This is a genomic window from Streptomyces sp. SUK 48 (genome assembly GCF_009650765.1).
In the GTDB taxonomy this organism is placed as follows: Bacteria; Actinomycetota; Actinomycetes; order Streptomycetales; family Streptomycetaceae; genus Streptomyces.
This window is the reverse complement of sequence record NZ_CP045740.1, coordinates 5,680,931-5,693,370: the sequence shown is the minus strand read 5'-3', so window position 1 is coordinate 5,693,370 and position 12,440 is coordinate 5,680,931. Positions and strand designations below refer to the sequence as shown.

Genomic DNA, 12,440 nt, shown 5'->3' with positions numbered 1-12,440 from the left:
AGGGTGTGACAGGAGGTGCGCGGGGGGCTACGGAACCGGTCGAACAGTACGGCGCCCCACCCCGGCCGAGCCGGAGCGGGGCGCCGTGGGGACGACGCGGGAGGGTCCCGTCACGCGGCTATCGGGGCCTGCTCCGGAACGCGCTCGTCCTGCGCCGCCGCGCGCCGGACGAAGAGCCGGTCGAGGCCGAAGGCGCCGGAACCGGTGAAGACCAGCAGGAGGAAGGCCCAGCAGAACATGACCGCGGGCTCGCCGCCGTTCTGGATGGGCAGCAGCGCGTGCTGCTGGTGGATGTCGAAGTACGCGAACGCCATCGAGCCGGAGGCGATCAGCGCGGCACCGCGGGTGCCGAGGCCGATGAGCACCAGGGCGCCGGCGACCAGCTGGATCACGGCCGCGTACCAGCCGGGCCAGGTGCCGGTGGCCACGGTGCCGCCGTGGGTGCCCATGGCCCCGCCGAGGACGCCGAAGAGCGAGGCGGCGCCGTGCGCGGTGAAGAGCAGGCCGACGACGATGCGGAACAGCCCGAGGGCATAGGGCTGCGCGGAGTTGAGGCGAGCGGAAGGCATGGGAGGTTGACCCTCTCGGTGTCGGACGAGTCCGCCGGGGACAGGCGGACCGGTGGGGGTGGCGGTACCGAATGAGGGGTACAGGTTAGGTGCACCTAACCATTGCTTGCAAGTTCAAGTTCTGGCCAGCGTTCCACTTCAGGTGGGAGCCCTGCCCCTGACCCGACAGCATGTAGGGTGGCATGGGCGCACGGGCGGGCAACCGAAAATATGACCGAAACTCGCCCTGGCCGACCGGATCGATCGCGGGAAAGGCGCCACGAGGGACGCTACGGGCGTGGTGTTACGGACGTTCTTCCGCTTCCGTAACAGCGCGTGGCGCATGCCCGCGCACCTCCAGGCCACCGAGCAGTTCGGCCGTGGCGCGGGCGACGGCGGCCACGGCGGCGTCGAAGACCTCGCGGTTGTGGGCGGCGGGGGCGCGGAAGCCCGAGACCTTGCGCACGTATTGCAGCGCGGCGGCGTGGATGTCCTCCTCCGTGGCCTCGGTGGGCAGCACGGGCGGACGCAGCGTCTTGATACTCCGGCACATGCCTTCAGTCTCACGCCGCGGCCGGAGCGCTGAAAGAGGTGAGGGGGCGAGAGGGCGAGAGAGGCCGAGAGGGGCGCGGGCGGAAAAAGCAGAGGCAAGGAAGTCACAGGACTCCTTGCCACTTTCAACATATAGCGCACGGGGGGCCTTGCGGCAAGGCCCCCCTGATGCCGCAGAATCGCCCGTCCGGCCCGAAAACCGCCGAAACACCGAACCGCAGAACCACCGAACCTCCGAACCGGGGAACCGGGGAGCCGAGAGCACGGCCCCCTCACTCCCTTCCGCCTCCTCCCCCTCCTCCCCCTCCTCTCCCTCCTCCCCCTCCTCTCCTCCTCCCTCTCGAACCGGAGCCTCCCGTGCCCACCGCCACCAGCGCCTTCGACCTCCCCGACCGCCTGTCCGCCAAGGCCGCCCCGGAGCTGATCGCCACCGACGAGGCGCACTTCGCGGCGATCGCGCGCTGCCTGGAGCGGACCATCGCCGAGGTCTCCGGCCGGCTCGACCAGGAGCGCCGGGCCCCCGGCGGACTGGGCCGCCAGGCGCTGGACCGGGACGCCGAGGTGCACCGGCTGACCTCCCGCCTGCGCGCCCTGCGCCGCTTCGGCCTCGACCTGTGCCTCGGCCGCATGGTGAGCGCCGAGCACCCCGACGAGCCGGTCTACGTCGGCCGGCTCGGCCTCACCGACCACACCGGCCGCCGGCTGCTGCTGGACTGGCGCTCCCCGGCCGCGGAACCCTTCTTCGGCGCCACCCACGGCAACCCGATGGGCCTGGCGAGCCGCCGCAGATACCGCTGGACGGACGGCCGTATCCGCGACTACTGGGACGAGGTGTTCGCCCCGGACGCGCTGGACGGGCACGCCGCGCTGGACGACCAGTCGGCGTTCATCGCGAGCCTGGGCGGCGAGCGCTCACCGCGGATGCGCGACGTGCTCGGCACCATCCAGGCCGACCAGGACGCCATCATCCGGGCGGGCTCGCGCGGCGCCCTCGTCGTGGACGGCGGCCCCGGCACCGGCAAGACGGTCGTCGCCCTGCACCGCGCCGCCTACCTCCTCTACTCCGACCCGCGCCTCGGCCACCGGCGCGGCGGCGTGCTGTTCGTCGGCCCGCACCGGCCGTACCTGGCGTACGTCTCCGATGTGCTGCCGAGCCTCGGCGAGGAGGGCGTGCGGACCTGCGTCCTGCGGGACCTCGTCGCCGAGGGCGCCGCCGCGCGCACCGAGCCCGACCCCGGGGTCGCCCGGCTGAAGGCGTCCGCACGGCTGGTGGGGGCGATCGAGCGGGCCGTACGGTTCTACGAGGAGCCGCCCACCGAGCCGTCGAAGGTCACCACCCCCTGGGGCGAGCTCGAAGTGACCGTCTCCGACTGGGAGTCGGCGTTCGACGCGGCCGAGCCCGGCACCCCGCACAACGAGGCACGCGCCCAGGTCTGGGACGAACTCCTCACCCTCCTGACCGACCGGCACGACGGCGCCCCCACCGAACTCCTGCGCAGATCGCTGGCGGGCGACCGGGAGCTGCGCACGGCCTTCGACCGCTCCTGGCCCCTGCTGGAGGCGGCCGACCTCGTCGGCGACCTCTGGTCGGTACCGGCGTACCTGCGGCTGTGCGCCCCCTGGCTCACCCCCGAGGAGGTACGACTGCTGCGGCGCCCGGACGCCCAGGCGTGGACGGTGTCCGACCTGCCGTTCCTGGACGCGGCACGGCAGCGGCTCGGCGACCCGAAGGCAGCGGTGCGCGAACGCCGGCGCAAGGCGGCCGTCGCCGCCGAACACGCGCGGATGGCCGGGGTCATCGACAACATGCTCCAGGCCGACCACGACGGCGAGGGGGCGGTGACGATGCTGCACGGACAGGATCTGCGGGACGCCCTGATCGACGAGACGGTGCTGCCCACCGCCGAACCGGACGCGCTCGCGGGCCCGTTCGCGCACATCGTGGTGGACGAGGCACAGGAACTCACCGACGCGGAATGGCAGATGCTGCTGTCGCGGTGCCCCTCGCGCAGCTTCACCATCGTCGGCGACCGCGCCCAGGCCCGGCACGGCTTCACCGAGTCCTGGCAGGAGCGGCTCGCCCGTATCGGCTTCGGCCGGGTCGAGTTGGCCGGTCTGACCGTCAACTACCGTACGCCGAAGGAGATCATGGCGGAGGCCGAGCCGGTCGTACGGGCCGCGCTGCCGGACGCCAACGTGCCGACCTCGATCCGCGGCAACGGCCTGCCGGTGCGCCGCGGCGCGGCGGCCGAGCTGGCCGCGGTCCTCGACGACTGGCTCGCCGCCCACCCCGAGGGCACCGCCTGTGTCATCGGCGCCCCGGACTTCCGTCCGACGAGCCCCCGCGTCCGCTCCCTGACCCCCAGCCTGTCGAAGGGCCTTGAGTTCGATCTGGTCGTCCTGGTCGACCCGGAGCGGTTCGGGGAGGGTGTCACGGGCGCGGTGGACCGCTATGTGGCGATGACCCGGGCCACCCGGCAGCTGGTCATCCTCACGAGCCCGGCCCCGGAGACCGACGTCACCACCGTTGTCCCCTCCGCCGCCCCCGCCGTCGATGAACGCCCGTTCGGATGAACCTCTCGATCGACCTCGCAACCGTAAATCGAACAGGCGTACCATTGCCGTGTGGCTACGACCTACCAATTCCCCAGTGACCTCCTCGCCGGTCAGGAGGAGCTGCACCAGGTCAGGGCCGAGCTGTCGGCCCTGCTCAGGCGGCTGCCCTGGTCGGTCGAGCCGGTCGACGGCTTCAGTGACGACAACGGATGGCGCAAGGCGGAGCGCCCCGCCTCCCCGGGCTGGACGGCCGACGAACAGGCCGAGGTGGAGAAGCTCCGCCGCCGCGAACACGAACTCGCGGTGTTCATCAGCACCCACCGCTTCTGGGCCGAGGTCGCGGCCGAACAGCGCATGCAGGCCCGCAGCCGCCTGAAGCACGCCCACGAGGGGCAGGCACCCGGAAACTCCTGACGACCGATCTGGTCCAACCAGTTGACCACCACCCCAGGTGTCCCCACTCTGATCGCCATGGCTGAGGGACAGGTACCGGAGCGAGGCGGCCCACGACCGGCTCTCCAGCGTCCGGCACGGGCGGCAGGGGCGCCGCCGCTGATCGTGGTCTTCGCGGTGCTGTGCCTCGTCGAGCTCATCGGGGTGGCGACCGGGAAGCACGCCATGGAGTGGATCGCCAAGCCCCTCCTGGCCCCGCTCCTGGCCGCCCACCTGTGGCGCCTGACCGGCACCCGGCACGCCTGCGTCCTGACCGGACTGCTGCTCGCCGCCGCCGGGGACATCGCCCTGCTGATCCCCGGCACCCCGGCCTTCGGCATCGGCCTCGCCCTCTTCCTGGGCGCCCAACTCTGCTGGATCACGGCCTTCCTGCGCGCCGGCGCCCTCGACCACCTGCGCACCCGCCGCGCCGTCTGCGCCGCCTACCTCGCGGTCTGGGCCGCCGCCGTCGCCGCCCTCGCCCCCACCCTCGGCCCCGCCCTGGGCTGCGCCGTGGCCGTCTACGCCCTCGCCCTGCTCACCATGGCCCTGACCGCCCGCGCCCTCGGCACCCGGGCCCTGTGGGGCGGCCTGGTCTTCGTCGCCTCCGACTCCCTGATCGGCCTCGGCGCCGCGGGCCTCGACTTCCCCGGCCGCTCCACCCTCTGCATGACCACCTACATCGCCGCCCTGGCCCTCCTGGTCACCGCCTTCACCACCGACCCCCCACCCACGAACGCCCCGGCGTAACCCGCCCCGACACAAAGAGCCCCCGGCCGCATTCGGCCGGGGGCTCTCCCCATCGGTGGGCGCGGACGGTTTCGAACCGCCGACATCCTGCTTGTAAGGCAGGCGCTCTACCACTGAGCTACGCACCCGAGTCCCGGGCGGCTGCCCAGGTCGAGTCGACAGCCTACCTTGCCCGAGCCGGTGCGGGGCAAACCCGGACGGCGGGGTACCGGAGGCGGCCCGGGGGTTGTCCCCAGCTGGTCTCCGGTGGGCCGCCGGATGGGTTGGGAGGCGGCTGGGTTCCACCGTCGGGTGAGACCTGATTCGGGGGATTCGGACGACTCCGCGCTGGAGATCGTCGCCGTGCGCGTCACCGGCTTCACCGGTCCCCTCGACCTGAGCCCGGACGACGGCTCGTTGCACGCGGACGTCGCCTCCCGTCAGGTGCGGGCCCGGGCCGAGAGCGGCTCGGTGCGCCTGGGCCTGAGCCGCGTACCCGGCCGCGTGGACATGGGCGGCGACGACGGGAGCCTCACGGTGCTGCGACCTCGGACCACGGGGGCGTCCAGCTGTCCGTGCCGCGGGAATCCGCGCGGCGGGCACCGGGTGACCGCCGGTTCCGCCGACGGAAAGGTCACCGTGGATACGGTGAACTGACGGGCCCGTGTGTTCGTCTGTACGGGGTGGGAGAATGGCACCACCCAGGGCCGACCACAGCACGGGAGAGGGATGTGACGGCGAGACCGGGCACGCCAGCGACACAGCCGTACCCACCGTCGTCCACCGCGAGGACCCGGCATAGGGCAGCCGCCGCGCTCCGCGACACCCTCACCCTGGTGAGCCTTCCGGCGCTCGTCGCGCTCGCGCTGCCCGCCGCCTTCGCGGGCGGCGGCACCCGGCGCTGGTTCGGCGGCCGGGCGGAGAGCCAGCGGGCGCAGGCGCAGGAGGCGAAGGACGCGGCGGCGGCCGCGTTCTACGAACTGGACACCGCGCAGCGGGATCTGCGGATCTCGATCGAGACCATCACGGCGGTCGACGACTCCCCCGCCGCCCGGCGTGCCGCCTCGGACTTCGAGGGCCTGGGCCGGCGGATCGACGAGGTCAGCCGGCGCTATATCCAGGCGGTCGACGCCCATGACCTGGACCGGGCCGACCTGGAGGCCGCCGCGGCGACGCGGGCGCGCACCGAGCTGACCGCGGCGCGGGACGAGCTGGTGCGGGTCAAGCAGGAGCTGGACCGGTTCGGCAGCTCCCTCGGCCCGCTGCTGGGTTCGGCCGAGACGCTGCTCGCCCGGGTGGCGCCCGCCGTGGAGCGGGCCCGTCAGGCGCTGCTGGCGGCGAGCGACGCGCTGGACGGCGTCCGCGCGCAGGGGCTGCGCGCCGACGACCTCGCGGGCCGGCTGGCCGCGCTGGCGCCGGAGCTGACGAAGCTGAACCAGGGCGCCGGCCAGCACGGGGTGCAGCAGACGCTGGAGCGGGCCGAGCGGGTGCAGCGGGAGGCCGGGGCGATCCGGGCCGAGGCCGAGGGGCTGCCGCAGAAGGCTGCGGAGATCGACCACCGGCTGGTCTCGCTGCGGACCCGCGCGCAGGCGCTGACCACGCGGGCCGGGCAGGTGGACCCCGTGCTCAGCGAGTTGCGGCGGCGGTTCGCCGCGGCGTGCTGGCAGGACCTCCAGCAGGTGCCGGCGCAGGCGGTGGAGAACGTCGGGCAGGCCGAGCGGAAGCTGGGCGAGGCGCAGGCCGCGCGGGACGCGCAGCGCTGGGCGGACGCGGCCTCGCTGCTGTCGACGGTGCGGGCGCTGCTGAACGCGACGGACGACGCGGTCTCGGCGGCCGGTGACCGGCTGGCCCGGCTGAACGCCGTACAGAAGGATCCGCAGGCGGAGATCGAGCGGACGCGGTTCGCGATCCGGGACGCGCAGCGGCTGGCGATGTCGGGGCGGGCGACGCCGGATCCGCGTCATGCCCGGCCGCTGGACGACGCGGTGGCCCAGTTGGAGCGGGCGGTCGCGGGCCTTGAGGGCGGCCGGCATCCGGACTACTGGCACTTCCTGACCGAGACGGACGCGGTGCGGCAGGCGGCGGCGCAGGTGGTGGCCCGTATCCGGGAGGAGCGCGGGGGCGTCGCGCACTAGCGGGGGCGTCGCGCACCGGCGGGGGCGCCGGGCGCTCATGGCGGCGGTGGGGCGTCATGTTGCCGGTTGCCCCGGTTCGGGCGGATATTGATGAGAGCCATGTTCTGGGATGGACAGCCGCCGCCAGCGCCCCGAGGGAGGCCCGGATGGCCACGCACGCAGCGCGTACGCAGGACAAGCAGCGGATCCGGTTCGATCAGCATCTCCCCGTCGATCACAAGCTGAATCTGGTGTACCGGATCGGCGCGGGGCTGATCGGCGCGTTCCTCGTCGTCTTCGGCATCCTGGGCCTGATCAACCACATCGGGTTCTTCGACATCGGCGGTGCGACGGTCGCCGGTCTGAACACGAACGGCACGCTCAGTGTGCTGTCGATCTGCATCGGCGCGCTGCTGCTGGTCGGCATGGTGATCGGGGGGAACGTCGCGTCCACGCTGAACATGGTGCTCGGCATCCTGTTCCTGCTGAACGGGTTCCTGTTCCTGGCCCTGCTGGACACCCCGAACAACTTCCTGGCGTTCAGGATCCAGAATGTGCTGTTCAGCTTCGTGGTGGGGCTGCTGCTGATGACCTTCGGGATGTACGGCCGGGTCGGTCACGCGCTGCCGCACGACAATCCGTACTGGCGGGCCCGCCACCCCGAGGCCGCCCCGCACGGCGCGGCCGGGGCGCGGGAAGCGCACGGCACGCGTGAGGTGGGGGAGGACCCGGGGCGGCAGGACCGGCGGGGTCAGGTCCTGTAGGCGTAGTAGTACGCCGTCGGGTAGGACGCGACCAGGCTGGCCACCGACCTGTTGTAGGTGTTGGTGGAGTGGTAGGTCACGTACGGCACGCCGGCGGCGTCCCGGTAGGTGACGACCATGGTGTGGTCCTTGGACCCGTCCCGGTTGAAGTCCATCTGGATCACGTCACCGAGGTCCGCCTGGTACACGTCGGCGAGCGGGGTGACGCGCTTGGAGGCCAGCGCGAACCAGGAGAACTCGTTGACGCCGACGAAGGAGTCGGACTGGATGTCGGCGGTGCCGAACCACTTGGTGTAGTCGTCGGTGTAGCCGGGGACGTGCTTCCAGCCGCCCGCCTTCAGCACCTGGCTGACGAAGTTGGTGCAGTCGCCGCCGGCACCTTCGCCGTTGTAGTCCGGGTACGCGGTGTTGTAGTGGTTCCAGTACTTCTGCGCGTACGTGACCATCGCCTTGTAGTCGTACGCACCCCCGGTGAGCTTCTTGGGGTTCGCCGGTCCCGGGTAGCTGATGGCCGCGCGGGGCGCGGTGGGCGGCCCGTCGTCGGAGGTGGCGGGCGTCTTGTCCTTGGGCGCGGCAGGCGTGGCGACCTGGTTGACGGCGAGGTAGCCGTCGTCGGTGTCCTTGATGCCCGTGAGCTGCCAGTCGCCGTGCCGGCCGGACTGGAAGGTCAGCTCGTGGTGGGCCTGGAAGCCGGTGGTCTTCGGGCCCTTGGCCGAGGTGGTGCCCGGCTTGTAGGTCAGCGAGGTGGTCTCGGTGACGGCGACCTTGGCGCTGCGGCCGTGCACCTCGGTGGCGTCGAGCGTCACCGTGGTGCTGCCGGCGCTGTACTTCTCGCCCAGCTTGGCGAGGCGGTCCTTGCGGGCGCGCAGCTGGCCGAGGGCGGAGGACTGCTGGTGGCTCTGGCCGCCGGAGAGGCGGACGGAGCCGTGGAAGCCCTTGGTGTGCTCGGTGCGGGCGCCGGTGGAGCCGTCCACCAGGGCCTGGGTGCGGTCGGTGAAGACCGCGTCGGCGAGCTTCTGGAAGGTCGCCTTGGTGGCCGCGTCCACGGTCGGGTCGTTGGTGACCGCCGCGCCCGCGCTCCAGTTGGGTATGAGCGCCACGCCGGCGACCACTGCGGCGGCGGAGGCGCCGACGATGGTGGTGCGACGCCCCTTACGGCTGAGTCTTCTTGACTTCAATGATGTTCCCCTCTACGCCGGTACACCTACCGGGAGGGGGCATCTTCGCATGGTCTGCTGGGCGCGTGTGAAGGGGGTTGCACAAGTGGAACCTGGTCTGCGTTTCTGTCACTTGACGACGGTGGACCAGTCCGGGGACTGGGCGGGGTCGAGGCTGCGCAGCGCGGCCAGCGTGGAGGGCTTCTGGACGTCCATCCAGTCGGCGAGTTCCTTGAAGGAGACGCACTTGACGCCCTTCTTGGTGCAGATCTGCGGGATGATCTGGTCGATGGACTTCATGTAGATGCTGCCGTTCCAGTGCTCGAAGTGGTTTCCGATGAACAGCGGTGCGCGGCTGCCGTAGTAGACGCGGTTGAAGCCGGCCATGTAGGAGTCGACCGTCTGCTGTTCCCACTGGGCGTACTTGGCGGGGTCGCCGTCGGTCTCGCCGTTGGACTGGTTGTAGAGGAAGTTGAAGTCCATCGACAGGCCCTGGAACTTGCCGTTCTCGTACGGGAGCATCTGGAGCGGGAAGTCCCAGACGCCGTCCTTCTTGGCGGGCCATATCTGGAAGTCGCCCGGGGAGCTGGCGTCGTAGCGCCAGCCGTAGCTCTTGATGGCCTTCAGCAGGTTGGGCTGGCCCTCCAGGCAGGGCGCGCGGCCGCCGGTGACCTCCTGCTTGAAGTCGAAGGGCAGGGGCGGGATGTCGGTGTAGCCGGTGTTCGTCTTCCAGTTCTCCACGAAGGAGTAGAACTGGTCGATCTCGCTCTTCCACTCCTGGACGCTCCAGTCGCCGCCGCCCTTGGCGCCGCAGAAGTGGCCGTTGAAGTGGGTGCCGATGTCGTTGCCCTGCTCGTAGGCGAGGCGGAGCTGTTCCAGGGTGGTGCGGATGTGCTCGTCGGTGGGGTAGTCGATGGCGGCGTCGCCGGGCTGGTGCATCGGGCCGTGGTAGAGGTCCTTCTTGCTCTTGGGCAGCAGGTAGATGCCGGTGAGGAAGAAGGTCATGTGGGCGTTGTACTCCTTGGCCATCTCCCGGTAGTGCGAGAAGAGATGGTCGTCGCCCTGCAGGGCGCCGTCCCAGGAGAAGACGACGAACTGGGGGGGCTTCTCCCCGGGCTTGAGCGGTACGGGCTTCAGGGTGCCCTTCTGCGGTCCGGTGTAGGAGGTGGAGCCGTCGCCGAGGACGTGGGTCTTGCCGTCCCATTTGGTGGTCGCGGAGGGCGCGGGGCCGCCCTTGCCGTCCTTGCCCGAGGCGGCGGTGGGCGTGGTGTCGTCGGGGCGGCTCAGGGCGAGGTAGCCGGCCACCAGGGAGGCCACGACGAGGAAGGCCGCGAGCGTGAAGATCTGCGGGCGGGTGGCGGCGGGGACGCGGCGGCGGCCGGGGGCGCGACGCCGGCCCCGGCCCGTCTGTTGCTTGTTGCGAGACATGCGCGGCTCAATCTCCGTGTGGTCGTGGGTTCGGGGCCCGGGCGGTCAGTCCAGGCCCATGGCGGCCGACCAGAGGGCGTAGGGCACGGTGTCCGGCGACGCGCCCGCGAGTCCCTTCAGGGGCAGCGGTTCCAGGGACTTGGCCAGGTCCATGCGGTAGACGACGACCGCCGTGGACACGGAGTCGGCCGTGCCGGCGTACCAGGCGGCGGTGTTCTGGCCCGTGCCGTTCTCGTCGGTGGTGCCCTGGTCGGCGGTCCCGGCCTTGCCCGCCACGTCCGGGGTGGTGACGTCCGGGTGGGCGGCCCGGAAGGAGTCGGTGAGCGCCTGGTCGACGTCCTGCGCGACGCCGGCGCCGACCGCGCGGGTGGGGCGCGGGGTGGCCAGGGCGACGGGGGCGCCGTTGCGGGTGATACGGCGCACCGAGTACGGCTCCGTGTGGGTGCCGTCGGCGGCGAAGGTGGCGTATCCGCTGGCCATGCGGATGGCGCTGGGTGTGGAGCTGCCGAGCGAGAGGGTGGGCACCTGGGGGCCGATGCTGGTGGACAGCAGCCCGGACGCCTGGGCGGTGCGGCGGACCTGGCCGAGGCCGGTGTCCATGCCGAGCTGCATGAATGGCGTGTTGACCGATTTGGCGAGGGCCTCGCGCAGGGTGATCTTGCCGTACGACTTGTCGCCGTCGTTGTGGGCGGAGACTTTCTTGCCGCTGCGGTCCCAGTAGGGGCCCTCGGGGGTGGTGACGGGGACGGCGTCGTCGCCGTCGTAGACGCTGTCGGGGGTGACGGGGGTGACGGGTCCGCCGCGGGTCTTGTGGACGCCGTGTTCGAGTCCGGCGGCGTAGACGAAGGGCAGGAAGGCGGTGCCGGCCGGGACGGTGGTCGCGTTGGACTCGTTGTAGCCCTGGGTGCGGTGGTCGGGGCCGCCGTAGACGGCGAGGATCCGGCCGTCGGTGGCGACGGAGGCGGCCCCGTAGTGGCCGTTCTTCGCGGCGTCGGGGTCGTCCCGCTTGGCCTGCTTGCGGGCCTTGGTGACGGCGCCGGTGAGCGCGTTCTCCCGCTTGCGGTCGAAGGTGGTGTAGATCTGGTAGCCGCCGAGGTCGAACTGCTGGTCGGTCAGGTGGGCGGACTTCTTGGCGTACTGGGAGGCCAGCTCCACCAGGTAGTCGCTCTGCTCGCCGGTGTTGTACAGCGGGTTGGACTTCAGCGGCTCGGGAAACGTCTTGTACTGGGCGCGCTGGGCCGGCGTCAGCTTGTGGATCTTGACCATGCGGTCGAGGATCCAGGACCACCGTTCCTCGGCCCGCTGGTGGTTGGCCTTGCTCAGGGTGGGGTCGTACAGGCCCGCGCCCTTGAGGAGTCCGGCGAGCATGGCCGCCTCGGACACGTTGAGCTTGCTGACGTCCTTGCCGTAGTACGCCTGGGAGGCGCGCTGGATGCCGTAGGTGCCGCGGCCGAACCAGCTGGTGTTGAGATAGCCCTCGAGGATCTTGTCCTTGCTCATCTTGTTGTCGAGCTTGAGCGAGATCATCGCCTCGGTGAACTTACGGCTGACGGTCTGGTTCTGGTTCAGATAGACGTTCTTCACGTACTGCTGGGTAATGGTGGATCCGCCCTGGGTGTCCCCCTCTCCCACGGTGCGGAACAGGGCGCGGCTGATGCCCTTCACGGAAATTCCGGGGTCGGAGTAGAAGGTCTCGTTCTCCGCGGCGAGCACCGCCCAGCGGACGTCCGGGGGGATGTCCTTCAGGGGCATCGCCTGCCGCTGCACCCAGCCCGTACGGGCCATCGGGGTGCCGTCGGACCAGAAGTAGACGTTGTCCTGCTGGGTGGCGTACGAGTTCAGGTCGCTCGGCACGTCGGTGAGCGCGTACGCGGTCATCAGGAAGGCGCCGAGCAGGCCGAAGGAGGCCAGGATGCCGCCGAGCCACTGCCGCCAGGAGGGCATCCAGCGCCGCCAGCCGCTGCGGCCGGGGCGGGGGTAGGCGGGCTTGAGGCGCCGTGCGTAGGGCGCGAGCGGGCGCAGGTACGGCGCGAGCCGGCGCGTCAGTGGCGCCGGCAGGCCCATTATTCGGGCCGTCACGCTGCCCGCACGCTCCCGCGGGGTGGGGCGCGCGCTGCGCCTGCGCTCGGCCCGTCCGCCGCCGGACGGCGCCTCGGGCGG

The 12,440-nt window shown here is 71.6% G+C and carries 11 protein-coding genes and 1 tRNA gene; 6 read left to right on the top strand and 6 right to left on the bottom strand.

Annotated elements, in window-relative coordinates:
• Nucleotides 1-110 precede the first annotated feature (110 nt).
• Nucleotides 111-569, bottom strand: a complete 459-nt coding sequence (locus GHR20_RS25030; protein ID WP_111582176.1) for a DoxX family protein — start codon at nt 567-569, stop codon at nt 111-113.
• Nucleotides 570-852: 283 nt separating this feature from the next.
• Nucleotides 853-1,101, bottom strand: coding sequence for a DUF2277 domain-containing protein (locus tag GHR20_RS25025; protein ID WP_111582175.1), 249 nt, complete (start codon nt 1,099-1,101; stop codon nt 853-855).
• 356 nt (nt 1,102-1,457) lie between these two features.
• On the opposite strand from GHR20_RS25025, the gene helR reads away from it, so the two are divergent.
• From helR to GHR20_RS25005, 3 genes are read left to right on the top strand one after another with little or no spacing between them, the layout of a single operon-like run.
• Entirely contained in the window at nt 1,458-3,674 is a 2,217-nt protein-coding gene (helR, locus tag GHR20_RS25015; protein WP_243878127.1) for an RNA polymerase recycling motor ATPase HelR, read from the top strand.
• A 51-nt stretch (nt 3,675-3,725) separates the two neighbouring features.
• Nucleotides 3,726-4,070, top strand: coding sequence for a hypothetical protein (locus GHR20_RS25010; protein WP_111582174.1), 345 nt, complete (start codon nt 3,726-3,728; stop codon nt 4,068-4,070).
• A 57-nt stretch (nt 4,071-4,127) separates the two neighbouring features.
• The gene (locus GHR20_RS25005) at nt 4,128-4,838 is read left to right on the top strand and encodes a lysoplasmalogenase family protein (RefSeq protein WP_153814433.1); all 711 of its coding nucleotides are present in this window, start codon (nt 4,128-4,130) and stop codon (nt 4,836-4,838) included.
• 56 nt (nt 4,839-4,894) lie between these two features.
• Here GHR20_RS25005 and GHR20_RS25000 read toward each other — a convergent pair.
• A tRNA-Val gene (locus tag GHR20_RS25000) sits at nt 4,895-4,966 on the bottom strand.
• A 163-nt stretch (nt 4,967-5,129) separates the two neighbouring features.
• Between GHR20_RS25000 and GHR20_RS24995 the strand changes: the two genes are divergently transcribed.
• From GHR20_RS24995 to GHR20_RS24985, 3 genes are all read left to right on the top strand, one after another.
• On the top strand, nt 5,130-5,474 hold the full coding sequence (locus GHR20_RS24995) for a hypothetical protein (protein WP_153814432.1): 345 nt from the start codon (nt 5,130-5,132) through the stop codon (nt 5,472-5,474).
• Between the two features lie 74 nt (nt 5,475-5,548).
• A complete protein-coding gene (locus tag GHR20_RS24990) occupies nt 5,549-6,952 on the top strand; it encodes a hypothetical protein (protein WP_153814431.1) in 1,404 nt (467 codons plus the stop codon).
• Between the two features lie 146 nt (nt 6,953-7,098).
• Complete coding sequence (locus GHR20_RS24985; protein WP_111582171.1) at nt 7,099-7,695, top strand: DUF4383 domain-containing protein; 597 nt, start codon at nt 7,099-7,101, stop codon at nt 7,693-7,695.
• Here GHR20_RS24985 and GHR20_RS24980 read toward each other — a convergent pair.
• The 3 genes from GHR20_RS24980 to GHR20_RS24970 all read right to left on the bottom strand — a co-directional run bounded on the left by GHR20_RS24980 (nt 7,683) and on the right by GHR20_RS24970 (nt 12,344).
• Nucleotides 7,683-8,807 (bottom strand): amidase domain-containing protein, encoded by a 1,125-nt coding sequence (locus GHR20_RS24980; protein WP_241670592.1) that lies wholly within the window; start codon nt 8,805-8,807, stop codon nt 7,683-7,685. The genes GHR20_RS24985 and GHR20_RS24980 overlap by 13 nt on opposite strands.
• 174 nt (nt 8,808-8,981) lie before the next feature.
• On the bottom strand, nt 8,982-10,280 hold the full coding sequence (locus tag GHR20_RS24975) for a hypothetical protein (protein ID WP_148023895.1): 1,299 nt from the start codon (nt 10,278-10,280) through the stop codon (nt 8,982-8,984).
• 45 nt (nt 10,281-10,325) lie between these two features.
• Nucleotides 10,326-12,344: a transglycosylase domain-containing protein gene (locus GHR20_RS24970; RefSeq protein ID WP_111582544.1), complete on the bottom strand. Its 2,019-nt coding sequence runs from the start codon at nt 12,342-12,344 to the stop codon at nt 10,326-10,328.
• Between the last annotated feature and the right edge of the window lie 96 nt (nt 12,345-12,440).

Coding starts and splice junctions, on each gene's coding strand:
- GHR20_RS25025 (WP_111582175.1), bottom strand. CDS start 1,101: ATGTGCCGGAGTATCAAGACGCTGCGTCCGCCCGTGCTGCCCACCGAG.
- GHR20_RS24975 (WP_148023895.1), bottom strand. CDS start 10,280: ATGTCTCGCAACAAGCAACAGACGGGCCGGGGCCGGCGTCGCGCCCCC.
- GHR20_RS24970 (WP_111582544.1), bottom strand. CDS start 12,344: ATGGGCCTGCCGGCGCCACTGACGCGCCGGCTCGCGCCGTACCTGCGC.
- GHR20_RS25030 (WP_111582176.1), bottom strand. CDS start 569: ATGCCTTCCGCTCGCCTCAACTCCGCGCAGCCCTATGCCCTCGGGCTG.
- GHR20_RS25005 (WP_153814433.1), top strand. CDS start 4,128: ATGGCTGAGGGACAGGTACCGGAGCGAGGCGGCCCACGACCGGCTCTC.
- GHR20_RS24985 (WP_111582171.1), top strand. CDS start 7,099: ATGGCCACGCACGCAGCGCGTACGCAGGACAAGCAGCGGATCCGGTTC.